General features: G+C 30.7%; 29 protein-coding genes and 4 pseudogenes. 26 read left to right on the top strand and 7 right to left on the bottom strand.

The genetic code is table 11. The features are described from left to right. Positions 1-8: 8 nt before the first annotated feature. The 7 genes from BM120_RS02920 to BM120_RS11260 all read left to right on the top strand — a co-directional run bounded on the left by BM120_RS02920 (position 9) and on the right by BM120_RS11260 (position 4,570). Positions 9-650 carry a type IV toxin-antitoxin system AbiEi family antitoxin domain-containing protein gene (locus BM120_RS02920; RefSeq protein ID WP_242941546.1) on the top strand — a complete coding sequence of 214 codons (642 nt, stop codon included), beginning with the start codon at positions 9-11 and terminating at the stop codon, positions 648-650. Beyond that, a complete protein-coding gene (locus BM120_RS02915; protein ID WP_091993145.1) occupies positions 643-1,476 on the top strand; it encodes a nucleotidyl transferase AbiEii/AbiGii toxin family protein in 834 nt (277 codons plus the stop codon). Before BM120_RS02920 ends, BM120_RS02915 begins: the two co-directional genes overlap by 8 nt. A gap of 121 nt (positions 1,477-1,597) precedes the next feature. Next, positions 1,598-1,945 carry a phage portal protein gene (locus tag BM120_RS02910; protein ID WP_207645688.1) on the top strand — a complete coding sequence of 116 codons (348 nt, stop codon included), beginning with the start codon at positions 1,598-1,600 and terminating at the stop codon, positions 1,943-1,945. Positions 1,946-2,017: 72 nt separating this feature from the next. Continuing rightward, positions 2,018-2,446, top strand: a complete 429-nt coding sequence (locus BM120_RS11275; RefSeq protein ID WP_330389318.1) for an ATP-binding cassette domain-containing protein — start codon at positions 2,018-2,020, stop codon at positions 2,444-2,446. 7 nt (positions 2,447-2,453) lie between these two features. Next, complete coding sequence (locus BM120_RS11270) at positions 2,454-2,822, top strand: ATP-binding cassette domain-containing protein (RefSeq protein WP_330389317.1); 369 nt, start codon at positions 2,454-2,456, stop codon at positions 2,820-2,822. After that, on the top strand, positions 2,822-3,574 hold the full coding sequence (locus BM120_RS11265) for an ABC transporter transmembrane domain-containing protein (protein WP_330389316.1): 753 nt from the start codon (positions 2,822-2,824) through the stop codon (positions 3,572-3,574). The genes BM120_RS11270 and BM120_RS11265 overlap by 1 nt, the downstream gene beginning before the upstream one ends. After that, positions 3,575-4,570 (top strand): ABC transporter ATP-binding protein, encoded by a 996-nt coding sequence (locus tag BM120_RS11260; RefSeq protein WP_330389315.1) that lies wholly within the window; start codon positions 3,575-3,577, stop codon positions 4,568-4,570. A 390-nt stretch (positions 4,571-4,960) separates the two neighbouring features. Here BM120_RS11260 and BM120_RS11090 read toward each other — a convergent pair. Together BM120_RS11090 and BM120_RS02895 are read right to left on the bottom strand one after the other, a co-directional pair. After that, positions 4,961-5,095, bottom strand: a pseudogene (locus BM120_RS11090) (IS256 family transposase); the annotation flags it as partial. A gap of 203 nt (positions 5,096-5,298) precedes the next feature. Further along, positions 5,299-6,318: pseudogene (locus BM120_RS02895) on the bottom strand (PDDEXK nuclease domain-containing protein). A 281-nt stretch (positions 6,319-6,599) separates the two neighbouring features. Here BM120_RS02895 and BM120_RS02890 point away from each other — a divergent pair. The 5 genes and pseudogenes from BM120_RS02890 to BM120_RS02865 all read left to right on the top strand — a co-directional run bounded on the left by BM120_RS02890 (position 6,600) and on the right by BM120_RS02865 (position 9,854). After that, entirely contained in the window at positions 6,600-7,361 is a 762-nt protein-coding gene (locus tag BM120_RS02890) for a transposase (protein ID WP_242941545.1), read from the top strand. A 544-nt stretch (positions 7,362-7,905) separates the two neighbouring features. Then, positions 7,906-8,063, top strand: a pseudogene (locus tag BM120_RS11345) (CD1845 family protein); the annotation flags it as partial. 187 nt (positions 8,064-8,250) lie between these two features. Further along, positions 8,251-8,766, top strand: coding sequence for a hypothetical protein (locus tag BM120_RS02880; RefSeq protein WP_091993143.1), 516 nt, complete (start codon positions 8,251-8,253; stop codon positions 8,764-8,766). 13 nt (positions 8,767-8,779) lie between these two features. Beyond that, complete coding sequence (locus tag BM120_RS02875) at positions 8,780-9,001, top strand: hypothetical protein (protein ID WP_091993381.1); 222 nt, start codon at positions 8,780-8,782, stop codon at positions 8,999-9,001. 655 nt (positions 9,002-9,656) lie between these two features. After that, positions 9,657-9,854, top strand: coding sequence for a hypothetical protein (locus BM120_RS02865; protein WP_091993139.1), 198 nt, complete (start codon positions 9,657-9,659; stop codon positions 9,852-9,854). Here BM120_RS02865 and BM120_RS02860 read toward each other — a convergent pair. After that, a complete protein-coding gene (locus tag BM120_RS02860) occupies positions 9,849-10,892 on the bottom strand; it encodes a hypothetical protein (RefSeq protein WP_091993137.1) in 1,044 nt (347 codons plus the stop codon). The genes BM120_RS02865 and BM120_RS02860 overlap by 6 nt on opposite strands. Positions 10,893-11,359: 467 nt before the next feature. Here BM120_RS02860 and BM120_RS02855 point away from each other — a divergent pair, with 467 nt between their 5' ends. The 12 genes and pseudogenes from BM120_RS02855 (at position 11,360) to BM120_RS11190 (ending at position 19,619) form a co-directional block, all read left to right on the top strand. Beyond that, the gene (locus BM120_RS02855) at positions 11,360-11,842 is read left to right on the top strand and encodes a GNAT family N-acetyltransferase (RefSeq protein ID WP_177187359.1); all 483 of its coding nucleotides are present in this window, start codon (positions 11,360-11,362) and stop codon (positions 11,840-11,842) included. Positions 11,843-11,915: 73 nt separating this feature from the next. Then, a pseudogene (locus tag BM120_RS02850) lies at positions 11,916-12,202 on the top strand (MobA/MobL family protein); the annotation flags it as partial. A 126-nt stretch (positions 12,203-12,328) separates the two neighbouring features. Then, complete coding sequence (locus tag BM120_RS10825) at positions 12,329-12,490, top strand: hypothetical protein (protein WP_177187358.1); 162 nt, start codon at positions 12,329-12,331, stop codon at positions 12,488-12,490. A 729-nt stretch (positions 12,491-13,219) separates the two neighbouring features. Beyond that, positions 13,220-14,248: an Ig-like domain-containing protein gene (locus BM120_RS02845; RefSeq protein WP_091993132.1), complete on the top strand. Its 1,029-nt coding sequence runs from the start codon at positions 13,220-13,222 to the stop codon at positions 14,246-14,248. Next, the gene (locus BM120_RS02840; RefSeq protein WP_330389341.1) at positions 14,212-16,365 is read left to right on the top strand and encodes a Cna B-type domain-containing protein; all 2,154 of its coding nucleotides are present in this window, start codon (positions 14,212-14,214) and stop codon (positions 16,363-16,365) included. The genes BM120_RS02845 and BM120_RS02840 overlap by 37 nt, the downstream gene beginning before the upstream one ends. A 325-nt stretch (positions 16,366-16,690) precedes the next feature. Then, the gene (locus tag BM120_RS11085) at positions 16,691-16,948 is read left to right on the top strand and encodes a TetR/AcrR family transcriptional regulator (RefSeq protein WP_242941544.1); all 258 of its coding nucleotides are present in this window, start codon (positions 16,691-16,693) and stop codon (positions 16,946-16,948) included. A 130-nt stretch (positions 16,949-17,078) separates the two neighbouring features. Beyond that, complete coding sequence (locus tag BM120_RS11080) at positions 17,079-17,309, top strand: hypothetical protein (protein ID WP_242941543.1); 231 nt, start codon at positions 17,079-17,081, stop codon at positions 17,307-17,309. Between the two features lie 11 nt (positions 17,310-17,320). Next, positions 17,321-17,485, top strand: a complete 165-nt coding sequence (locus tag BM120_RS11075; protein WP_242941542.1) for a hypothetical protein — start codon at positions 17,321-17,323, stop codon at positions 17,483-17,485. A gap of 42 nt (positions 17,486-17,527) precedes the next feature. Then, positions 17,528-17,707: a hypothetical protein gene (locus BM120_RS11070; RefSeq protein WP_242941541.1), complete on the top strand. Its 180-nt coding sequence runs from the start codon at positions 17,528-17,530 to the stop codon at positions 17,705-17,707. A gap of 13 nt (positions 17,708-17,720) precedes the next feature. Then, on the top strand, positions 17,721-18,092 hold the full coding sequence (locus BM120_RS11065; RefSeq protein WP_242941540.1) for an ATP-binding cassette domain-containing protein: 372 nt from the start codon (positions 17,721-17,723) through the stop codon (positions 18,090-18,092). 86 nt (positions 18,093-18,178) lie between these two features. After that, entirely contained in the window at positions 18,179-19,012 is an 834-nt protein-coding gene (locus BM120_RS02825; RefSeq protein WP_177187357.1) for a class I SAM-dependent methyltransferase, read from the top strand. A gap of 481 nt (positions 19,013-19,493) precedes the next feature. Continuing rightward, positions 19,494-19,619, top strand: coding sequence for a hypothetical protein (locus BM120_RS11190; RefSeq protein ID WP_278335318.1), 126 nt, complete (start codon positions 19,494-19,496; stop codon positions 19,617-19,619). Here BM120_RS11190 and BM120_RS02820 read toward each other — a convergent pair. Continuing rightward, positions 19,603-20,757 carry a double-cubane-cluster-containing anaerobic reductase gene (locus BM120_RS02820; RefSeq protein WP_091993127.1) on the bottom strand — a complete coding sequence of 385 codons (1,155 nt, stop codon included), beginning with the start codon at positions 20,755-20,757 and terminating at the stop codon, positions 19,603-19,605. The genes BM120_RS11190 and BM120_RS02820 overlap by 17 nt on opposite strands. 326 nt (positions 20,758-21,083) lie before the next feature. Between BM120_RS02820 and BM120_RS02815 the strand changes: the two genes are divergently transcribed. After that, positions 21,084-22,151, top strand: a complete 1,068-nt coding sequence (locus BM120_RS02815; RefSeq protein ID WP_091993125.1) for a uroporphyrinogen decarboxylase family protein — start codon at positions 21,084-21,086, stop codon at positions 22,149-22,151. 122 nt (positions 22,152-22,273) lie between these two features. Here BM120_RS02815 and BM120_RS11340 read toward each other — a convergent pair whose 3' ends face one another. Both BM120_RS11340 and BM120_RS02805 read right to left on the bottom strand, forming a co-directional pair. Next, entirely contained in the window at positions 22,274-22,567 is a 294-nt protein-coding gene (locus tag BM120_RS11340; RefSeq protein ID WP_242941539.1) for an ABC transporter permease family protein, read from the bottom strand. Between the two features lie 393 nt (positions 22,568-22,960). Continuing rightward, positions 22,961-24,148: a CaiB/BaiF CoA transferase family protein gene (locus BM120_RS02805; RefSeq protein WP_091993120.1), complete on the bottom strand. Its 1,188-nt coding sequence runs from the start codon at positions 24,146-24,148 to the stop codon at positions 22,961-22,963. Between the two features lie 274 nt (positions 24,149-24,422). Between BM120_RS02805 and BM120_RS02800 the strand changes: the two genes are divergently transcribed. Further along, positions 24,423-24,893: a pyridoxamine 5'-phosphate oxidase family protein gene (locus tag BM120_RS02800; RefSeq protein WP_091993117.1), complete on the top strand. Its 471-nt coding sequence runs from the start codon at positions 24,423-24,425 to the stop codon at positions 24,891-24,893. 108 nt (positions 24,894-25,001) lie between these two features. Here BM120_RS02800 and acpS read toward each other — a convergent pair whose 3' ends face one another. Then, positions 25,002-25,379 (bottom strand): holo-ACP synthase, encoded by a 378-nt coding sequence (acpS, locus tag BM120_RS02795; protein ID WP_091993115.1) that lies wholly within the window; start codon positions 25,377-25,379, stop codon positions 25,002-25,004. Positions 25,380-25,553 lie beyond the last annotated feature (174 nt).

Below are 25,553 nucleotides of genomic sequence, written 5' to 3'. Positions count from 1 at the left end.
TTGCTTCTGTGCGTTATTTAGTTTATAATAAAGCACAAAAGGAAGTGAAAATAGTGAATCAAAATAAAATAAGAGAAATCATAAAACAAAATAATGGAGTTATAACGGCAAAGGAAGTATCAGACAATAAAATTGATTCTTGGTATCTTACAAATTTGGTGCAAAAGGGAGAACTTGAAAGAGTGGCAAGAGGTGTCTACTTTGATCCAAATTTTGATAATTATGATGAACTTTACTTTTTTCAACTCCAAAACAAGGCTTGCATTTATTCCTATCAAACAGCACTGTATTTGCATAGACTGACAGATAGATTGCCTTTTACTAATGAGGTAACCGTAAAGCAAGGTTATAATGCATGGCGTATTAAGGACTCTGTGATTGTTCATCAAGTAAAGAAAGAATGGTATGAACGTGGGAAGGTTGAAATTAAAACGGATATGGGAAATTCTGTATATTCTTATGATATGGAAAGGACCATTTGTGATTTGGTAAGAGATAGAAAAAATCAAGATACAGAGATATTTTCTAAGGCTTGGAATCTATATATCAAGAAAGATTCTAAGAATATATGGAAACTGAGAGAGTATGCTAAGGAATTTGGAATAGCACAGCAAATTGAAGAGATACTAGAGGTGATTGTATATGAATAAGGATAGCGTAACACAGAAACTAAGAAATAAAGCAAAGGAGCTCGGCTTAAATTATAATTTGGCATTAAGTAAATTTTTCTTTGATGAATTTTTGAAGCTACTTTCTAATAGTGCACATAGAGAAAATTTTACGCTTAAGGGTGGTATGCTATTAACTTATTCTTTAGGTGTACAAAATAGAGCCACTCAAGACATTGACTTTTTAGTTAAGGGATTTCCATTAGAGTCTGCAGAGATGAGAAAAGTTTTATTAGAAATCATTGAATATAACAAACAATCAGATATATGGTTTGAATTAAACGGAAATGCTGAAGAAATTAGAGCAGAGGATGAATATGGCGGACTGAAATTTCATATCATTGGGCACTTAGCAAATATTAGAATACCGTTTAGTATTGATATTGCCACAGGTGATCCAATTTATCCTTTCCCAAGGGTAGAAAAATATAGCACAATTTTAGGGGATCATATTGAGTTAAAGATGTATCCACTAGAATCCGTACTATCGGAAAAATTACAAACAGTACTGGCAAGAGCGGAAAATAATAGTAGAAGTAAAGATTTTTATGATATCTATGCCATTTTGAAAAATAAATCAGAAGTTATTAATATAAAAGAACTTAAAGTAGCTGTTTCTATGACATTTAGATATAGGAAGACAGATATTTCAAAGGATGAAGCAAAAGTCATTATTACTCACATTAATGAGGATTCTTTGATTAAAGAACGATGGATAAGATATCAAAAGAAAAATCCATATGCGAAAGGAATTGAGTTTAGTGAAATAACTGAAAGTCTAAATGCTTTAGTCGAAATGTCTATGTAAATAATAAAAATAAAAATCCCTTAAATTAATAGTTGTTTTAAGGGATAAATATGAAATTAAGGGAAAGCATCTACTAAGCAAGTAGGTGCTTTTTCTATACAAAAAATTAGGAGGAATGTGAATGGGAATATTAACCGAATTATTCAAGAGTAGGGATAAGCCTAGTAATAGAACAAATGGAAGTGCATATAGCTTTCTAATGGGAGGTTCATCATCTGGAAGAAGAGTAAATGAACGCTCTGCTATGCAGATGACAGCAGTATATAGCTGCGTTCGTATTTTATCCGAAGCAGTCGCAAGCCTACCACTTCATGTATATCTACGGACAGATACAGGAACTGAAAAAGCAATAGACCATCCGTTATATAAAGTCCTTCATGATGGCAAAGTTAAAGATAGTTATTTTTTAGATGGAGAAGGTATAAAGAAAATAAAAAAATATTTTATAAGAGAGGAAGTGAGTCCTTAAAAATGTTAAATACGAAAATGATCGAAGAAAGTATGGAATTGTTAACTCGAAACAACACTTCAAATACCAGTATTGAGTAATTCAAAACAAGATACTGAAATAACAGACTATAATATCAAACTTCAAAATGTTTCTTTTTCATATGATGGAAATATGGCGAACAAAGTGTTATCTAAAATAAATTGTATCTTTGAAAACAAACAATTTATAGCTTTAGTTGGACCATCTGGTAGTGGAAAAACGACAATAGCGAGATTAATAGCAAGATTTTGGGATACTACAGAAGGAAATATTTATATTGGTGGAAAGGATATTAAAGATATACCTATTTCAAAGTTAAATGAATTAATCAGCTTTGTTACACAAGACACATATCTATTTAATTGTTCTGTTAAAGAAAATATTAGATTAGGGAATCAGGAAGCAACAGATGATGAAGTTTTCCAAGCAGCAAAATTAGCTTGCTGTGATGAATTTATTCAAACATTAGAAGACGGATAACACAATTGTGGGAAATGCAGGAAATAAATTATCTGGTGGAGAAAAACAGAGGATTTCTATCGCAAGAATGATTTTAAAAAATTCTCCGATTGTTATATTGGATGAAGCTACTGCATTTACAGATCTTGAGAATGAAAGCAAGTTACAACAATCTTTAGGTGCATTATTGAAAGGAAAGCTATTGTTGGTAATAGCTCATAGGCTTTCTACTATTAAAAATGCAGACAGAATTTTTGTCATAAATAGTGGAGAAATTCAGGCGGTTGGAAAGCATGAGGAATTATTAGATACTAATAATCTTTATAAAAATATGTGGCTTGCACATATTGGGGCAAAAAATTGGTCTGCAAATTCAAATGGGAAGGAGGAGTTGTAATGTTCAGAATGATAAAAAGGCTTATAAATTGGACTGGAAATTTTAAAAAGCGTATCTATATAGGGTTTGTATATGCTTTTATAAATAGTATTTTCACATCAATGCCAATAATTCTTGCTGCATACGGATTGAAATTAATTTGGAATGATTACAATGGTGTTCAACAAATTGATTATAAGCAGATATTATATATAAGCATTTTAATGATTATTGTGGTAGGTGGGAGATTTGTATTTTCTTATTTAAGAGCGTGTTCACAAGAAAGTGTAGGCTGTGAAGCTACTGCAAAGCAGCGTATTCGATTAGGAAATATTTTGAAGCGAGTTTCTCTTGGATTCTTTAATAGCAATAATATGGGAGAAATTTCTTCTGCGGTTACAACAGACCTTTCTTTTATTGAAATGTTATCTATGAATATGATCAATACTGTTGTTAATGGATACATTACAGTTTTCGTGATGATCTTGTTTTTGCTATTTTATTGCCAATTAGCAAGAGTTGTTTCGTTGGTTGGAGTAGTTTTATCTGCGATATTCTTATATATTGCAGCTAAAATTAGTGATAGAAATGCGAGTTTGCATCAGAAAGCTCAAGATGACATCGTGGAAAATACAATTGAGTTTTTAAGGGGTATGCAGACAATAAAAGCATTTAAACAAGAAGGAGTATCAATTAAAGGGATTGAAACAGCATATAAAAATCATAAGGATCTCAATATTAGAATAGAAATAGAAAACTGTCCGTATAATTGATTGCATCAATTTATTCTTAAAGCGGCATCTGTTGGAATAGTGGCAGTAAGTGCGTATTTAACATATGTTGGTAAAATGGATTTTGACATAATGGTAATGATGGATATGTTTTCGTTTGTGATGTTTAGTCAAATAGAGGCTTTGAGTAACGCAATTCATGTTATAGAAGTTGTGAATAAAACATTAGATAAATTGTCCAAGATAGAAAATGCAGAAATCATAGACGAGAATGCTAAAGAGGTTAATTTAAATCATTACGATATAAAATTTTCTGATGTTTGTTTTTCGTATGATAAAAAGCAGATATTAAATAATATATCTTTTGATATTTACGAAGGTAGTACGACTGCTATTGTAGGTCCATCTGGCAGTGGAAAGACAACTATTTGTAATTTGATAGCAAGATTTTATGATGTAAATAGTGGGTCAATCACTATTGGAGGTCATAATATAAAAGATATAACCTGCGATAGTTTATTAAAGAACATATCAATGGTGTTTCAAAAAGTATATCTATTTAATGACAGTATAAAAAATAATATATTATTTGGTAATCCGAGTGCAAGTGATGAAGAAATTATAGAAGCATCAAAAAAAGCACATTGTCATGACTTTATTTCAAAATTACCTAATGGATATGACACTATTATAGGAGATGCAGGGGCAACATTATCTGGAGGTGAAAAACAGCGTATTTCAATAGCAAGAGCTATTCTAAAGGACGCACCTATTGTAATTCTTGATGAAGCAACAGCAAGTATTGATCCTGAAAATGAGCATTTGATTCAAAAAGCAATAAGCTCTCTAACGAAAGGTAAAACTGTCATTGTAATTGCTCATAGGTTAGCAACAATACAAGATTCAGATCAAATATTAGTTATTGATAACGGCAGAGTAGTTCAGCAAGGCACTCATAGAGAATTAGTTTCTCAGGCTGGTACTTATAAAAGATTTATTGATATTAAAGAAAGTGCAGAAGGATGGTGCATTAAATGATTAGGAGGAGTTATGATAGCATTACAATTTTTAGAAATAGTATGTAGATCAAAGAATTGTTTTTGGGATTTGTAATTTATCATATATTCCATTTTTATATCCATGAAAAAATAATCAAATTCTTTCATTACAGAGGACTTCTTATGCCTATGTGCAGGAGTCCTCCTTTTTTGTCTAAAAACGCAGACAAAAAAGAAATGGAGGAAACATATATGCCAAAAGAATATTACCTTTGAGATTAAAGAGAGTATAGAATTTTTTCGAGAGTATAGAATTTTTTCTGTAAAATTGTCTTCTATGGTAATTTTGCCTATTAGACAAATTGATTTCATATTATTATTTATTTTTTTGCATGTCAATAAAAACTGATGATTTTCAGTTTTTTTGATTTTAATATCCTATGTGTTCTTCATACATTATTGATAATTCTCCAAAAATGATTCCCCAATTTCTAGTAGGTTGAGTCCATTTTTTGCTAATCTTGTTTATTGATAAATACAGTGCTTTTTCTAATGACATCTTTGTTCTTGAATATCTTTTGCTGTCTTTATATCATATGTTGATATTAACTCTGCAATTATATTCTTTTTCGCTGGATTCATTGGTTTTCTTTTTTTCTTCCCATATTAAAAAGCCCTCCTATGATAATTATATTTTACCATAGAAGGACTTATTTTTATTTACAGAGTTTTTTGCAAGCTCTCTACTTTTGATAGGCTGACTAATTTTTATTTTTGATATTCTTCTATGACTTTTTTAGCTTCTTTCTCTAGCAGTTCTTTATCAGGAATATAAAGATTATATTTGGATGCAAAGATTGTGTTTGAAATGCCACCTAAAGCATATTCTGCTTGGATATTGTCTTTATCCGTACATAAAATGATTCCGATTGGTTCTTGATCCATCTCATCATTTACTTCTTCTTTGTATTAATTCAAGTACATATTCAGTTGTCCTATTGCTTCTGGCATAAGCTTACCGGTTTTTAACTCTATCAACACATAGCTTCTTAAAATCTTATTGTAAAATACCATATCGACATAGTAATGTGTATTTCCTAGAGTCACTCTTTGTTGTGAGCCAACAAACATAAATCCACGACCAAGTTCCAATAAAAACTTTTCAATATGATTGATAAGAGCTTTTTCCAAATCACTTTCTAATATTGGTTTTTCTTCTGGAATACCTAAAAATTCAAACACATAAGGGTCTTTAATAATATCTTTTGAACTTTGAATTTCTTGACCTTTTAAGGCAAGTTCTAAGACTTTATTTTTATTCTCTTTCCCTTGCGATAGTAATAATCTTTCGTATAAAGATGTATTGATTTGTCTTTTCAATTCTCTTACTGACCAATTAGAATTTTCACATTCTCTTTCATAAAAAGATCTTTTACTATCCTCACTAATAGATAAAAGTTCACTGTAATGAGACCAACTCAATTTTCCAGACACTGTCTGGAATTTTTGGTAAGTTAAGTAGAATCTTCTCATGTTAAACAAATTAGATTTTGAAAATCCCCTACCGAATTCTTTTGTTAATTGTTTTGATAAGTTCTTTAATAAACTTGTTCCATATTCAGCTCTATCTGAATTATTTTGTTCATCTAAAACAATGATTTTTCCAATCTCCCAATAAGTTTTCAATAAAATATTATTTACTTGTGTAACAACTGTATTTCTAGCTTCATTAAGTAATAACTTTATATCTTCATAGGCAGATAGGCTATTTAGTTTATCAATTTCCATAGTATCTCCTCTATTAAATGTATTTCTGTTCGTGATAAAAAATCTTTTTTACATTATACCATTTTTAAGCCTTTTTCTCCAGTAAATCATGCATATAATATAGCGTTGCTATATCGTATTAAAAATTACAATGAAACAATTACACACTCAGATACCGTTAACAGTATCAAAAAGCTTTGCAGACAACACAAAGAATTGACGGATGAAATTGTGGAACACATCAACCGCTTAATCGCTTTTTAGACATTTCCTTTCCGGATTACAAGAAAGTATTTCCAGATTTGCAAGGGAAAACACCTTTGTCTTTGCTTGAAAAATATCCTACTGTACAAGATGTCTTATCTCCTGAAAATAAGCAATACATGATTCAGCTGATAAAAGAAAATTCACACAAAAGCTATTCCTATGCCGAAGCAAAGTATGAAAAACTATTGCAAGCTGCTGAAAAATCGATTGAAGTTTGTATAGTAAACCTTAGTTCAGCAGTACTTATTCAAACAACGGCAAGTGTTATTTTCAGTTTACAGGAAGCTTTGAAAGCAATTAATGATGAAATCAAAAGACTATCTCTGTTAGATGAAAGGTTTCATAAAGAAATAGTGCTTTTACAAAGTATTCCGGGCGTTGGAGAGTATACAGCATGTGTCGTTTTATCAGAGCTTGGAGATGTATCCAATTTCTCGAAGCCGAAAGAATTAGTTGCCTTCTTTGGATTGGATCCAGGAGTATCCCAAAGTGGGACATACAATAGGAAAAACAATAAAATCTCTAAAAGAGGATCACCTCATGTTCGCTTAATTCTCCATATGTTGGCAAAGTCTAATGTATATCCGAACCGAAACAGAGAGTATTTAAATCCTGTTATGCGAGCTTATTTTGAAAAGAAAATAGCTGAAAAACCGTATAAAATTGTAATGTGTGCAATTATGCGAAAGATGGTTCAAATTATTTTTGCTGTTCTTAGAAACCAAAAACCATTTGAATTAAGAACGCCGGAAGAACATCAAAAACTAATTCGTGAAAATAGTAAGTTGGCTGCATAAATTATTAAAAGTGTTGCCTCAAAAAAAAGAAAGTGTATGAGGCTTATTTGCTATGCGTATTTTTAGGTTTTGTAACTAAGCAATATTCTTACAACTTTAAAAAATAACTATTGACTTTCCTTAGTTGGTCTACTAAAAAAATAAGATTTTTGGTTATCACTAGGCAAAATTTTCACTATTAAAGTAAGAGATAAAATTATACTTCTATTTTGTATTTAAAGATCAAAGATCAAAAAATTAAAAATTGGTTGCCACAAGCATTAATTTTTCACTATTAAAGTGAAGGGAAATTTTATCCTAATAAAAAAATCAAAAAAAGTGTTACACGAACCTCCCAAATCTACTTATACAGATAGAGGGTAATTTATCTCTATAAAAAATGTTCTTTGACAACTGAATAGACCAAAGTAGGATGTTATCTATTTATGAAGAATTAGGACTTATACCAAGACCTCTAATATAGCGAGCGATAAATAGGAATACTTAAACATATATGGTGTGTGGAGTTACAAGGAATGAATCAGTAAGTGAGGAATAAGAAATGATAAGATGGGTAATAAAAATAATCTTGTTTCCAATCAGTTTTGCTGCTTAATATCCTTACTGCATTTCTGACATTCCTGCTTGGTATAGGAACGGTACTGCTATATTTGTTGCTGATGTTTTTGCATATTTGGAGCAATAGTATCTTTTTTGCAAAAATAAGTTACCTGTGGAATCTATGCATTTTTTAAGTCTATATTCTATGCAAATTTTAAGAGCTTTGAGGATATGTGTAAAAATTATAAGTTTCAAAAAGGTAAGTTGTAAAAACAGTTTTTGCAGTAGAAAAAATAACACAAAAATGTTATAATTAAAAAAATAAAAGCTTTAGAAAGAAGGTAATAGAATGGGATTATTTGGTTTATTTGGAGGCAGCAAAACAGTTGAATTAGATAAAGTAAAAAGCGATGAAAATAAAAATCGTATAAGAGAAATTTTTGATAATAAAGTAGATAATGGTTCGGAATATAAAATAGTTTATGCTTATTCAGAAGATATAGGTGGAGCAAATTTCGCAGTACTTCGTACTGTTTCCTATAAGTATAGAAGCTTTATACTTGGCTATAGAGAAAATGATTTAAGTTTAGTTTTTCTGGAAGTAAGCCCCGATTTAAATCAGGTTGGCGAAGCACTTGTGTATAGACCACAAGATGTAAAGAAAACTAATTTTACAAAGCTGGTAGGCTCATATTATCTACAGTATGGAAGTTCATTTAAAAAAGAATATTTCAACTTTTTCGTTCCTGAAACTATTGATGAAATCGTTAATCATGATTGGTATGATGAAGATACTTTTACTTACATTGACCAAAGAGAAGAACATAATGGATGGGTAGATTTTTGGAATAAATTTTGCAGATAAAAGGTAAAGTATGATGAGTATGCTACCAAATTATATTTTAGCTTTTATATTTATAGTATTCCTGATATATAGCTTTATAAATATAAAAATTGAAAAAGCTAAGGTTAGTAATGGCTGTCTTTATGGCATAGGAATTCTTATTGCGATATTATTACTTGGAATGTCTATTTATGGGATAATATTTAATATTCCATTGGGACAAGTACAGATGCTAATAGAAAACAGCTTCAAATAAGAAAATATAGATTCGAGAAACAGTAGATTAAAATGCTGGAGATTGTGAAAAAAGTTTGTAAATTAAAATCAAAAGTAGTATTCTGTGGAATAAAAGGCTGTACAATATTTAGCGTTGATGAGAGAAAATAATTTCTCTCTCAATGCTATTTTTTTAAAAAAATAAGAACGCATGTCAAATCCGTTGTATAATTTAAATCACGACAAATAAACAAACAAGGAGATATGACATGTGTTTAATTATTAGTATAACAGAAATATTAGGAATTAACGATAACAATTTAGAAATTTTAAGTAATAAAAAAGTAAAAATTAAATGCTTATGGAAAAGTACAAAATACAAAAAGGCAGCATCCATAACGCTCATTTTGCTATGGATGCTGCCGCATAATTTTATTGATTTAAATTATCATCAGCGTTATTTGACACAGAGCCTATTTAAGCTAATAGTAGAATCTGCTAATATTGCAAGATTCTTCTAAAAAAATCCATAGAAGGCAATTTTACAGAAAAAATTCTATACTCTCAAAAATTTCACACACTCTTTATTTTTGTCTATTTTGTATTTACTAAAAACTTAATTTTTGGTATTATTAAGTTAACGATAACATAACTTTTTATGGTGCTATGTAGTTGAGTGAAAGGGGGGAAATAATATGAAAAAACATGTAAATAATGCTTTGTACTATATATCAAAATACAATACATATGCATTGATTTTTATGTTGTTGCTTTTTATTTCAAAGGCATTCTTTAGTTCTCCATTTTTGTCTTTAATTCTTGCAATCGCAGTTTATTTTGTGATGTTAAAAACTAAATTAATTGTTATAGAATCTGTTTGGAATAGATTATGATTCTTCCAAATTATCCAGATTTGATAGTGAATTATCGTTTTCAGATAAAGAATTATTTACCTTGATTATTTCCTTTATAAATTTGTTATTTACTTCCACATCAACATTTAAACCTCTAAGGTCATCCCCAAATTTTTCATCTAACACGTTATAAAGGTCTTTGTCCCGTTCGTGTTTAATTTTGAGATAGTCAAGTATATATTTTATTATACCTGGATTATCTATTTCAAATAATGGAACTTTGATTTTTCCACCAACAATTGTGTGTATCAGGACTGTGATAAGTATTAGGTACTGCCAATTTTGGGTTATGAGTTCTACAAATCCTTTTGACTGAACATTTATTTTTTGATCGATAGAATCTTCTTTTATGATTCCGTTATCAAAAATAAATTTTTGTAAGTTATAAAAACTTTTACCATTTATAGGCTCATCAGTATTTATATTAATTTTCAGATGTGCAATATTATTTTTAATATAGAAGCTTTCTAGAGTTCTGTCAATAATAAAATCGTATTTATTTGCGTCTACTATTGTGTGATGGGATTGAAAAATTTTATAGAAATTTATATCCAGTGATTTTTTGTTAATAGTTTTTATCCAACGGACATTCCTTCTTTTAACATAATCACATCTGTCTTCATCCTCATCTTCTGGGGTTATAGTATAAATGTACATTTCTGATTCAATTATACCAAATGTGATTGACTCAGAGTTAACACTAGGTATAAAAACCACATCACCTTTATGCATATCTAGCATAAATCTTTTTAATGCTGTTAATGAAGCTCCGGGCATTTTAGTTTCATATTTTTCTTTAATTTCTTCTTTAAGACTAAATTCATCTTTGGATTCAAGTTCTTCAAAAAGCTTTGGATTTATGTACTCGTTAAACCCGATAGCTATATAATTATCGTTTCTAAATTCCTCATATAAACGACCACCATCTGTTCTAACAAACCAATATTGCCTATTATGGTCAATGATTGGGATACCTAATGATTCAATTATTTTTTCTTCATCCATTATGTTTATCAAATAAATTACCTCCTAAATATATAAATTTTAATTACAGACTTATTTTACTATAAGCATGTTTTTACTATCGCTTTTAATTTTTACTTGCTTGTAATCTTTTTGCCTGTTGCTTTCAATTTGCTTTGATTTATTGTTTGATGATTTCATTTTAATATTTCAAATATATAAGGCTCGCTGTTATGCTCGACTTACCTATACTAGTCCTTCTACACAATTCAGCTTGATTTATATTTCTCATATCCATAGAGTCTTTTTCATTCTTTTGGATATTGAGCTAATTTTATTACTCATGTAATAACCTCTTTTATTAACTGATTATATCTTGATTATATTCTTTTTGTTCAGAAAATACAACAAAGATTTACGGAGAAATAAAAAGAGCTCAGAAACACAAAAAAATTGCTGATAAAAATGGTATAATAGAATTAAATATATTTATTAGAACAAAAGAAGGGCGGGTAATAATAATGAGTATAGAAATTATATATGGATATGAAAAGCTGGAAGAAGTAAGAGAGCTATTTTCTGAATATATTCAGCTGTTAATTTCAAATGATAAGTCATTTAAGGAGTATCTTGAAATTCAGAATTATGATGAAGAAGTAAATGATTTAAAGAAAAAGTATGGGACACCTGATGGTAGGTTATATTTACTTTATTACGACAAAGAATTGGCAGGCTGTGTAGGATTGAGAAAGATAGATGATGAAAATTGTGAAATGAAGCGTCTTTATATAAGACAAAAATATAGAGGCAAAAATTTAGGGAATATTTTAGTTGAAAAAGTTATTACGGATGCAAGAGAGATAGGGTATTTTCACATGTTATTAGACACTCTTCCATTTTTGAAAAATGCAATAAGATTATATGAAAAATTTGGTTTTTACAAAATAGAAAGCTATAATAACAGTCCAATGGACAATTCTATTTATATGAAGCTTGATTTGTAAAAAATATAATGATATGATGATTAAATAAAGCAGTAAATCAAATCGGTTTACTGTTTTTTGTTGTTGAAAACCAAGAGGTGAAGGCAAAAGTGCAGTAGCAGCTTCTGCATATCATAGTGGCGAAAAGATAAAAAATGAATATGATGGGATAGTCTATGACTTTACAAGAAAAGCGGAATAGCATATACAGAAATTCTATTACTCCAAAATGTACCACAAGAATTTGTAAATTGTTCTGTCTTATGGAGCAATGTAGAGAAAATAGAAAAAAGTAAAAACTCACGGCTTGCAAGAGAAATAGAAATTGCATTATCCAAAGAATTAGATAGAGAAAAACAAATAGAACTTATTAGAGATCACTTCCCTATCTGAACTACTATCACAGGTAAATAGAAATGAGTTAGAGTTGTAAAACTAAGTGGAAAAATGTTATAATGAATAATAAATTTTTGAATACGAAAATTAAATTTGTGGTGGTGGAAATGTATGAAGTTAAATAAAAACAAATATGTACCAATAGGAATGTTATTTCTTGTATTAGCAATAATTTTGAATAAAGCATCTAATATTAGTGATTTGGTGGTTGGCGTTTTATATGGCATTTCATTGGCTATATTAATCATTGGTATTTTTAATAACAGAAAGTAAAATTCGTAATCTGTTTAGATATGAAAAAACAAATTGGTTTTGAGGAGATAAAATATTGATAGAAAGCAGACCTGAATTTGATAAAATTACATCATTTGATGAATTTAATAAAAACTAACACAGAACAGTAAATCGAAAAAGGTTTGCTGTTTTTTCTTTATCTAAAAAACAGAAAGGAGGACTTATGGAAGAAAAACGGATATGAAATTAAAGTGCTAAATGCTATAAATTTAAAAAAATCTATGCATTATAATACAAAATGATATATGATCGTGAGAGCTTTTTTTAGTTTTACTAGTCTGGAGATTTTAAAATGTATGATAAATATTTTATTAAGGTATCAATATAATATCTAATTTATATAATAAGAAACGGAGGGTATAGATGAAGTATTTGAGAATGGGAGCTAAAGAGCTTAATGTGAGCCAGACTATACAAAATGGTTAAAAGAAAAAGGATACAGAAGAGAAAAATAAAAGAATCCTGTAGAACACAAGATTCATAAGTAAGAGTCAAAATAAAAAGCTGTATAACTGTAAAAAAAAGTAGACTTTAATTTACAGGCAAAAATATATAAGTTAGCATAATCTAATATCTTCCAAAATCCGTTAAATCCATAATAAGTCAAACAACAAACTTATTTTAGTCATTATACCATAAAATGGAATATAAAGTCTAAATTTTTTTCCAGAATTTACAGAAACAAATGGCGAAAGGAGTATAAAGTAAATGAAAAATAATGGAATTATTCAAAAAATAACATCATTTTTTTTGGCTTTTGTAATGTTCTTAGGGGTTTTGATACCAATACAAACTGTATTTGCAGAAGCATTGGAGCGAGTAGAAACGAAAATAACTGAATTTACTGTTACCAAAAGTACAGGAGAAGTGCCACCGGACGGTTTTAAGGTAAGTGACTTTTTGAAATTAAGTATTTCATGGGATGCAAGTTCTTATCAAAATGAATTAAAAGAAGGGGATTATTTTAATATCAAGTTACCGGATGAATTTAGATTCCCGAATAACTATTCAGCTTGTAATTTTGATATCAAAACACCGGATGGGTCAGAAGTAATAGCGAGAGCAGTTGTTATGCCCGGCACACTAGGAGGCGGAAATATTAAGGTAACATTTACAAAATATGTGGAAGATAAATTTAATATCAAAGGGACAATGTATTTAAATGCAAATTTTAATACGACCATTATAAATACTCCGGGCAACCATGAGATTGTTATTGCCATAGGCTCGTATCCTGTTACGATTACCGTTCCGGTAGCTCCGTCTACACAGCAAGAGCCTTTAAATAATGAAATCCTTAATAAATGGGTAGGACAAAGTTTATCAGATGAAGGATATGTCAGATGGACTATTCGAATCAATCATCGAAAAGGAATATTGAATAATGTAGTCATTACTGATCAGTTAACATCAGAAAGTGGCGATATGACAGGAATAGAGTATGTGGCGGACAAATTCAAATTAGAAGAAGTAGAGATGGATGAATATGGTAATATCGGTAAAGTACTTTCGACTACAGATATAAGTGACAAGGTCGTATTATCACCCGACAAAACTAGCTTCACATACAATATGGGCAATATAGAAAATAAGCATTTTATCCTTAGATACAATTCGACCTATCGAGAGGGATTAAAATTAAAAAATACAGCTAAGTTGGAGGCTGATGGTGAAAGTGTAGAAAAAAACAAAGCTTTTCAATTGCTAGTTCCGGCGGTCAAGGCTCCGGAGATTTAACGAGTAAAATCAAGATTATTAAGGTAGATGCAGAATACAATGAAGTTAAACTTTCGGGTGCTGAATTTGTAATAACGAAGTTGGCAGACGGCAGTACCTTTACTTTAACAACAAACACGGATGGAGAAGCAGTATCAAACAAGCTTATTCCGGGTAAATACAAGATTAAGGAGCTTACATCACCTAAAGGGTATCAGCTTAACAGTGAAGAATATGAGGTTGAAGTAGCTTCCGATAAAGCTTGTATTAAAGAAATTGCAAATGAACCTGAAAGGAGAGAGATTAGAGTAGGAAAAGTATGGGTGGGAAAGGAAGGAGAGTCCATTACGGCTGTCCTAAAAGCAGATGGAAAAGTCGTTTCCAAACATGAAATAACTGCTCCGAGTTGGCAATATACTTTTGAAGGACTTAGAAAGTATGATATCGATACAGGAGAAAGAATCAGATATACAGTAGAGGAAGAAAATATACCGGAAGGATATACAGCCAATTATATAGAGGTTCCTGATATTATGGGACATTGGATCATAGAAAATAAGCTGGATAAAACAGAGGTAAAGGTAACGAAAGAATGGGAAAATATAACAGGAGAGAAACCGACCATTAAGCTACAGCTTCTAAAGAATGGCAAAAATGAGGGAAGTCCGATTGAATTAACAAGCGGAACAACTACTTATACTTGGAATGAGCTTGAGAGTACTGACATTCATGGAAATGAATATATCTACACTGTAAAAGAAGTTGGGGAAACAGGTAGCAATATTCAAATTGGAAATGATTGGTATAAAGTAACCTACGGAGGAGATCAGGAATCCGGATTAACTGTTACTAACAAAAAGCTATCATCATGGATGCCGATGACACCACCGACAAGAGATATTAAGGTAACCAAAGAGTGGAAAGATAGTTCAGGAAATAGCTTAGATGCTCCTGTTGATAAGATAAAGGTAGAACTGTATAAAGACGGAGCTGCCACAGGAGATATAAAGGAGCTTACAAAGGATAATGACTGGACGGTAACCTTTGAAAAACTGAAAGCTTATGAATCAATAGAAAATCCTACAATCCATAAGTACACTGTTAAAGAAATAGGGGAAGTTGAATCAGCTATTCAATTCAATGGAAAGTGGTTCGGAGTATCTTATGACGGAACAATGGCAGAAGGCTTTACCGTTACCAATAAGGAAAAGACACCATGGACGCCGATGATACCGCCAACAAGGGATATAAAGGTTACTAAAGAGTGGAAAGATGTTGCGGGGAATAACTTGGAAGCTCCAGTTGAGAAAATCGAAGTGGAATTATACAAAGACGGAGAAGCAACAGGAAAGAAACTTGAACTGACAAAAGATAACAACTGGAGTGGAGAGTTTAAGAATCTTGAAGTAGCAGATGGAGGAAATACCAACTACTATAAGTACACAGTTAAAGAACTTGGGGAAACCACAGGCTTCATTAAACTTGATGGTAAATGGTTTAAGGTAAGCTATACCGGAACTATGAAAGATGGCTTTAAGATAACAAACAAAGAAGAAAAAACATGGATTCCAATGGAATCGCCAAAAAGAGAAGTCAAGGTTACAAAGCTATGGAAAGACCATAGTGGAAATACCATTACAGCTCCAACAGATAAAATAACTGTAGAACTCTACAAGGATGGAAATCCAACAGGAAAAACACTTGAATTAAATGCAAGTAATAATTGGAGCGGCGTATTCAAAAAGCTTGAAGTAGCAAACGGACTTGGCAGTACAGACTACTACAAATACACTGTGAAAGAAGCTGGAGAAGATGGCAATACCATTAAATTTGATGATAAGCAGTACAAGGTAGTCTATGGAGGAAGTATGAAAGAGGGACTTACTATTACCAATGAAAAAAAAGCTCCGCAAACACCTCCAAGTACGCCAACAACACCTTCAAATACATCAACAACATCTGATAGACCTACAGCTTCGCAGAATACTGAAAAACCGAGTATTTCAAATACAAGTATAAGTAAGACCTTACCAAAAACGGGAGATGGGGAAAACCTATCCTTATATGCTTGGTTTATGCTTACATCAGGAAGCTTGCTTGTTCTGCTGGGTATTAGAAAAAGAAAACATGCGAAGTAAAAGGAGAAAAGGAAACAAGAAGAAGGGGAACTTACAAAATACAGAGCGGTACTTGTAGTCTCTAGTTGCTTAAATAACGTTTAAAATTTAGACTAAATTTTTGTGATTTAAATTAGAAATATAACTTTATAGTCGGTGCGTTTTTTTAACTGCATCGACTATTTTATTTTTCTCAAATAAAAATGAACATAGTAATTGGTACAAAGACCTTTTTTTAGCTCTTGTTAAATGTAGCTAACTGATGTATATTATCAATAATAGCATTATCGATAATAGTATTATTTATTATTAAAATATAGTATTTTTTGCAAGAGGAGGAAGGAATATGGCTAATAAAAATCATAAGCTGGATAAACCAATCATAGAAGCTGCTAAAATAGAATTTTTGAAAAATGGATTTCAAACTGCTTCAATAAGTAATATTGCTAAAAAAGCAGGAGTTACAACCGGTGCGATATATACAAGGTATAAGGGTAAGGATGAACTTTTTTATAGTCTAATTGAAGAATTTTTAAAAGCATTAAATATGGAAAGAAAAGAGAATGAGAATTCATATAAGGAGTACTCCATAGATAAATCTTGACCATTTTTTAAAGAGCATAGAGAAAGAAAGGATAGGCTATATAGATATTCTATTTAAATATTATGAGGAGTGTAAGCTTCTGCTTTGCTGTAGCAATGGTAGTTCGGTAGAAGCGATGTTTTGTGAAATGATGAAAAATAAGATATCTAAAACAAAGACATTTATAAAGGAAAACATTGACTCGGATATCAGTGAGATGAAATTAGATTTAGTGGAACTTTTAATGAGTCAGCAATTTAACGCCTATACCTTAATCATTGAAAAAGGATATAGCAAGGATGAAACTATTGAATATTTAAAAATGCTGGGTGAATTTATTGAAGCAGGCTGGAAAAAGCTTTTTAATGAATTTATAAAATAAAGGTTGAACTTATGAGCAGTGTAATTGGCAGAAGTGAAAGTATTGTGGATTTTAAAATAGACTTCGCTTATGAGGGAAAGAAAGAAAAGGCATTAGATAATATAATAGGAAGGATATCAAAAGGAGACTGTATAGTTCTTTGTGGAGAGAGTGGGTGTGGGAAGACAACTTTTTGAAAGCTTATACCGAGATTTTATGATGTACGTGAGGGTGAAATATTGATTGGGGGTGCAAAAATAACAAATATTGAAGCTGGCGAATTGATGAAAAATATAAGCGTGGTATTTCAAAATGTATATTTGTTTGAGGATACAATCTTGAATAATATTCGCTTAGCAAAGCCAAACGCCGGTGATGAAGAAGTAATTTCTGCTGCAAAAAAAAGCAAGTTGCCATGATTTTATAAAAAATATGCCAAAAGGATATGAAACCCAAATAGGAGAAGCCGGAAATTCCTTATCCGGTGGGGAAAAGCAAAGAATAGCGATAGCCAGAGCGATACTCAAAGATGCTCCTATTGTAATTTTGGATGAATTTACCAGTGCTTTGGATGTGGAAAATGAATACCATATTATGAAAGCAATTGATAATTTAGTAAAGAATAAAACAGTTATCATGATTGCTCATAGCTTAGAAAACGTTAAGAAAGCAGATAAAATCATTGTTTTAGATGAAGGGGAAATAGTACAGGAGGGAACTCATAATGAACTTATAGGTCAAGATGGAATATATAAATCGTTCATTTCAATAAGAGAGCGAGCAAATACATGGAGGTTCAAGTGATTTGATCTATATTTTTATAGCAGCTTAGTTTTAACTTATTTTTAAATAAGCAGGACAATTAAATAAGTGTAGGAGGTGAAATTGATATGGGCAAGATAAAGATAAAAAAGAATACCGTTCAGGAAACACTAATTGTACCATTATATGGCAGGAAAATGTGTTCTGAAAAATTTCCTGAGCTTTATACCGATATTTTTGCAAAGAATTTATGTGATAGACTGGATTATGACTTTTCAGAGCTGGAGAAAAAGAACCGTTCATTTTTGTATGAGTTCGGCTCACTTGAAGCGGCAATGCGTCAGTTGGATATTATGTGGGAAATCAAAGAATATCTAAAGATGCATCCAAAAGCTGCTATTGTAAATCTTGGCTGCGGTTTAGATGAGACCGGTAAGGCTTGTGACAATGGAAGCTGTAAAATAGTAAATGTAGATTTTCCTGATGTTATAGAGGTTCGTAATCAACTTATTTCAAATTATGAAAGAGAAAGAAATATTGCCTCTGACTTAAAAGATTATTCATGGATGAAGGAAATAGATGGTTCAAACGGAGTCATTTTCTTTGCGGCAGGAGTATTTCATTATTTTAAGAGAGATGAGGTAAAGGACTTGGTATTAGAGCTTTCTAAAAGATATGCAGGAGGATGCTTAGTTTTTGATAGCGTAGGTAAGCTCGGCTTAAAGCTGATGATATCAAAGACGCTGAAGAATATGGGAATCAAAGATGTAGAAGGGTTATTTTATATAAATAACCCTAAAAAAGACCTTAGCTGGTCGAGTAAAATAAAAGTTGGCTCAAAAGGCTATATGTTAGGCTACTGCGATATGAAAAAACCCGGTATTGGTTTTTCTCATCGTTTGCTTGCAAGGATAGGCGATAACATGATAAAGATGTCTATAAATAAAATGGAATTTGCATAGTTTTTTATGAAAATAAATATAACAGCAGAATCTTTAAACAAAAGAAGCTCAACGGATAGTGAAGTGTAAAGTGATGTCCAAAAGTTGAATTTTTATTTGCTAAGCCATATCATTCATATTTACTTAAGGTACCAAAATAACATTTTAAATGTATAAAACAAAAAAGAGATTAAAAGAAAAGGAATATACAAGAGAAAAATAAAAAAATTGAAAACACAAGATTTATAAGTAGGGGGTGAAATAAAAAGCTATTCAACTGTAAAAAAAGATTTTCAAATATTTACATCAAAGAGGATTTCGTGTGTCAAAATGCCGAAGTCCTCCTTTTTTATGACCAAAATCAAAAAAGCATAAAAAGGAGGCTCAAAGGATATCAGACAAAGGAAGATACATTTATGTCAGAGATAAAAAGATAACTGTATCTGACGAAGTGTATAGAACATATAAAAAAAGAGCTTAATCATGAAGCTCTTTTAAAGGATTGAATAGAAATAATAAGGTATTTTCTTTTGGAGACTTTAATACAAGTATTGTAAATGTTGCAGATAATGCTGTTGATGTTGAAATGATATTTTTTAATGTTTTATTATTTACAGCATTTCAATAAATGCTGCAATACGTGTTTCTATCTGGCCGCTATCAGATGTAGAGTAGTCAGTTTCTAATTTCAAGTATGGGATACCTATATCTTCGACAGCTTTTGCTACTTTATAGGATTCTACATTAAATGTATGGCAAGCCTGAAGAACTAGTTCTATCACTCCATCAGCTTGATATTCTTCAGCCATTCTCAATGTATTTTGAATTCTTTCGTCATTTGGAGTAAACACTGAACAGTTGATTTCAAGATATCTATCAGCTATGGCTCTCATGATGTCATCAGCGTTTTCGTCAATCATCTGAGAGTTAGCTCTTTCTCCGGCACAGTCATCCTTACATACTATTACGCCACCATTGTTTTCAATAACCATACCAACTTTTTGAATGACTCCACCAGTTGGACATCCAGTGATAAGGATTCTTTTGTCCTTTTTTGATACAGGGCGTTCTCCTCTTTCAAAATATGCTTCTTTAGATTCCTTTATCAGAGTTTTTATAGTTTCGATTTGAGTTTCAACGTTTAAGGCAAAATTACCTTTTTCCATTGCGAGCATTATATCTGTACCCTTCATTACAGGAGGAATATTCTTTTGAAGCTGATATAGCTCTAATGTCAATTTTCTTAGTTCATTTCTATTTTTTACAGCATTTCGAAGTCTTTTTTCAGTTATTTCTACACCTAATTTTTCTTCAAGAGTGCTTTTTAGGATATTGCATTCTTCATGCCAGTTGTCGTTTACATAGCTACGAGCCTTACCTTGTGGGAGATGCATTACGTGTACGTCTTTGATTTTGCCAAGCAATTCGTACATTTTCTTTTTTCCATCGCAAGTAGTTTCACCTATTATGATATCAGAAAAATACGTATACGGACATTTTTCAGTCATTGCGAAGCCGTAAGTAGATTTGATAAGCGGACATAGATTTTTTGGCAGAACCTTTTCTGCATCTGGTATTGTTTCTGTACTGGTACCGCAAAGACCAACGTTTGCAATTCCACCAGCATCCAAGATTTCTTGAGGTGTATAGGTACAAAGACATCCTGCTACCTTTCCTCCATTTTTTTTGAAATCCATTATTCTCATAAAACCTTCTTTTCTAGAATCTATATATTGATCGAATTTTTCTGGTAATGTTAAGCTCATAATAAAATCTCCTTGTATGATGATTATTTTTATGATAAGAGTATAGCATATTATTCTGGCAAATAAAATTGTAAGAAAGTATTATAGTTTTTTGTTATAATATTCGATTTTGATATTGAAAATGTCTATATTAAAATTAGAGTCACTAAAACAGTTGTAATCATGATTATTCTCAATATTTATATAAAAATGAAGCTTCTTTATGATATAATTAAAGCATATTCAATAAAAAATAAAACTATTTGCAAAACATATCAAATAAATATTAAAGAAATATATTAAGCAAATATTGAAAAATATATTGAGAGGTAGTTGGAGGTATTATTTTGAAGCTAACAATAAATTGTAAAGATGATATGTTACCTATTGAAAGAGCAAAAGCAATTATGAATGGAAAGGACTACGATAGAGTATCATTTGATCCATATTTGGGGGAAATAAAAGCAAGATATATCGGAAAATCAATAAAGAATTATTGGTTAGATGAGGAAAATTTAGTATCAGCTGAAATTGAAGCATTTAATAAATACGGTATGGATGGAATGTGCATAGGACCAAATGCTATTGGGATTTCTGAAGCAATTGGAGCAGAGATATACTATCCAGAGAATGGTAGACCATATGTGAAATCAAGTGCAATAAAAAGTATTAAAGATATTAAATATATAGATGTAATAAATGAAAAATCAAAAGGAATAGAAAAATATTACAATGCAACTTCTAGAATTAGAGCTATTGGCGATAATATATGTCCGGTGTCAGTTTCATTATCTGGACCATTAACTTTAGCGTCCTTTGTTTTGGGAAGTGAAAATTTTTTAAAATCTACAATAAAGCAACCAGAGGATGCATATGAATTGTTAAGCTATATTTTTGAATGTATTAAATTTATTGTGGATAAATTTTCAACATTAGATGTTTCGTTTTCAATAGCTGATCCGATGGCATCAAATACTGTAATTAGTCCAAGAGTATATAAGAAATTTGCATTTCCATTTACACAAAAAATATGTGAATATGTAGAGAAAAGGTCGGGCAGATTACCATCATATCATGTTTGTGGAAACACAAAAAAATCGTGGGAGCTAATAAAAGAATTGAGTATTAGTGTTTTTAGTATAGATAATGAAATTGATATTTTTGAAGCTTGTAACGAGTTTTCAAACACACATATAATTGCTGGCAATGTGGACCCATTGAATATTATTTGTAAAGGTTCAAAGGAGAGTATTGATTTTGCAGTTAAGCAATCTTTGATGGCTGGTAAAATATGTGGTAAAGGTTTTATTTTGACTCCAGGGTGTAATTTACCTCTTGATACAAGTGATGAAAATATCGAGTTTTTTTTGGATGCAGGTAGAAAGTATAGCTATATTATTAAGAACAGGTATTAGCATTTAACAATACATATCTTAATATTATTTGGCATAGAGCCTATTATTTTTTGAAGAACAAAAAATGATAAGAAAATAGGAATCTTGGGCAAGTAGCATTTTTGACCAAAGATGTTTATTTTCTATCCTTTTACTCCTGAACTAATTATACTATTTATTAAATATTTCTGAATAATAATAAAAATTATTACGGTTGGAATAGTAGATAATACACTCGCTGCCATTTGTGTTTCCCAAGTAGTCTTGTAGAGTGATTGGAAATCAGTTAAAACCATGGATACTGTTCTTAAGTCTGATGACACGATAAAAGATCTTGAGAAAATTAAGTCACCCCATGAAGAAATGAAAGAGAATAGTCCAGTAGTAATAACTGATGGTATTATTATAGGAGCTACTATATGGAAAATTCCTTGCAATCTGTTATAGCCATCAATCCAAGCTGATTACATTAATTATCAATATAATAATTTATAAATAGAAAATGGACTTTATAAAAGTATACCATATGTTAAAAAATAGATAAGTTGTATTATATGCATAGAAAAAAACAATGTTTTGTGTATATAAGAATATAAAAAAGCTATAATATTAAGGAAAATAATAGCTTTTAAACAAATAAAAACTGAATTGAAAAAAATTATACGCAAAAAGTATCCTAGAATTCATTTTTATTCATATGAAATGCAGGATACTTTTTTGCATAGAAAGGATTTTATAACCAATTCTTATTTTTAGAATAAGAAATAAAAATTAGATGAGCTTTACAAAAATATATTTACAATTGCACTATAATTTAAACTCAATGTAAACTATTTTAATGCTCCAACTTCTTCTAATTTCTTTATTTCGTTTTCATTATATCCTAGCTTTGTGAGTATTTCAACTGTATCAAATCCAATTTCTTTCCCGGCGAATTTATATATGACATCCGATTCTGAAAACTTAATTGGCATGGCAAATTGACGGATTTTTTTTATTCCAGCATCTACTTCTACGATCATTTCCCTTGATTTGATTTGAGGATCTTCATAAAAGGATTGTTTGTAATCTAATACAGGTTCAATGCAAGCATCTAGGTTTTTGAACTTCGAATTCCAATATTCAAGAGTATTTGATTTGATTTTTTCGACTAGCTTGGATTTTAATAGTCCACCATCATGTGGAGTGGCACCAGCAGCTACTAATTCTGGAATATCGACTGCTTCTGAAAGCTTTTGTAAAAACTTTGGCTCTAATGAGCCGATAGTTATATATTGATTATCAGAGGTTTGATATATGTCATAGATTCCCTTTCCATTTAGATCAAATTCTTCCCTTTCTTTAAGCTTTCCATCCATCAGATAGGAGATGCCCTCAAATGTGTTCATAGGAATAATGGTATCCAGCATGGAAATATCAATGTATTGTCCCTTTCCAGTGTTATTTCTATAGTTTACTGCTGCTAATATACCTATTATTGAATGTAGAGCGCCACCAGCCAAATCACCAATCTGTGTATTCATAAGAGTTGGACCGGATTGTTTTCTTCCTGAAAGGGATAACAGACCACTTTTTGCCAAAAAATTATTGTCATGACCGGCTCTGTTCATTTCCGGACCTGAATTTCCGTATGCAGAAATTGAGCAGTATATTAGCTTTGGGTTTATCTTTGATAGTTCTTCATATGATAATCCTAGCTTTTTCATAACACCTGGTCTAAACTGTTCAAAAAGGATATCATATTCTTTTATTAGCTCTTTTACAATATCCTTTGCTTCTTGAGTTTTTAAATTTAGAGAAATAGTTTTCTTATTTCTGTTCAACCACAGCTGATTAGCGCTAAGTTGTAAATCTTCATCAAATGCACCCATTTCGTAAACGAGGTCTAGCTTTGATTTTGAACTAACCTTTAGTACATCCGCACCCATATCGGCTAACATTAATGTGGCGTATGGACCTGGCAATAACGTTGTAAAATCAAGGATTTTAAGGTTTTGTAGAGCAGAATTATTTGTCATAGGGACACTCCTTTCGAAAATAAAAATATAAAATTTGATAATTTATTATTAATTTAATTCAATTATACACCAAAAAAATAAAAAAATAACAAAAAAAGAAGCTTTAAATTATCGGAAAATTAAGGCATTTTATATTATTATTTTACAGTGAAAGTTAATTAATTATTTGAAAATTATTTCTGAAAATAGTATAATATTTTTGAAGCTTCCATGAAAAAATATTAAAATTTTTAAAAAAATTAAGAGTGTGTTTAGTCGAAGAGAGGTGTTTTCGTTGAGAAGAAAGGATAGAGAAGTGACTGATCCTAATAAGATAATGAATGTAATAAAAAATTGTTACTGCTGTCGCTTGGGATTTTATGATTGTGGCGATATTTATGTTGTACCCTTAAATTTTGGAGTTGTCGGTGATATTGACAATTTGACATTGTATTTTCATGGTGCATTTGAAGGCAGAAAAGCGGAATTGATAAAGAATAATCCATCTGTCGGTTTTGAGATGGATATAGGTTATCAGCTTCAAATTGCTGATATTCCTTGTGGATACTCTGCGAAGTTTGAGAGTGTTGTTGGTACTGGAAGGGTGTCTATCGTAGAGAACTTTGCTGAGAAGGTGGAGGGGTTGACATCTATTATGAAGCAGGCGACAGGAAAAAGTGAATGGGAGTTCAATGAAAAAATGATAGATGGTGTATGTGTATTTAAATTAGAAGCTGACTCACTTTCCTGCAAAGAACATTTGTAGATAATTTTCTTGATGTCTATTTGTATATAATTTTTTTAGAGGATTTTTACGGCGTTTATTTGTAGAAATTTTCTATTATTACATACATCATTATTTACAGTCAAAATACTATTTTTTTAATGCTATTGCAGTCGCAGTAGCGTAATTTTTTGAATGTGAAATAGTGATTTTTATATCGACAACATTAATTTCTTTCAAAAAATTTCTAAATTTACCAACGGGCACTACTATGGGCATATTTAAATCGTTTCTTAGAATTTGGACATCCTTTAGGTTAAATCCCCTAAGTCCTGTGCCAACCGATTTTACAACAGCTTCCTTTGCAGAAAAGTTACCGGCTACCGATTCAGCCTTGTAGTTTTTTTCTTTTAATACTATTAATTCCTCAGTTGAGAACATTTTGTCCAATAATCTTAAATTTTTGTTTAGAGAATTTTTTATTCTTTCTATTTCTATTATATCTGTTCCTATGCCATATATATCCATTTCCTGAAATCTCCTTGTAATATTTATTTGATTTATTTTTGATATAATCAAATTATAAACGATTTATGATTGTTTTGGCAAATTAAAATGATAAGTATTTTCGTGTTGTAAAATAATTGAAATAGTATGTACTAAAAATATGTGTTATAATATTGGAGATAGAAAAAATAACTT

It is taken from the genome of Peptostreptococcus sp. D1 (assembly GCF_900112955.1).
In the GTDB taxonomy this organism is placed as follows: domain Bacteria; phylum Bacillota; class Clostridia; order Peptostreptococcales; family Peptostreptococcaceae; genus Peptostreptococcus.
Note: the sequence above shows the minus strand (reverse complement) of the source record. Positions and strands in the feature narration are given on the sequence as shown.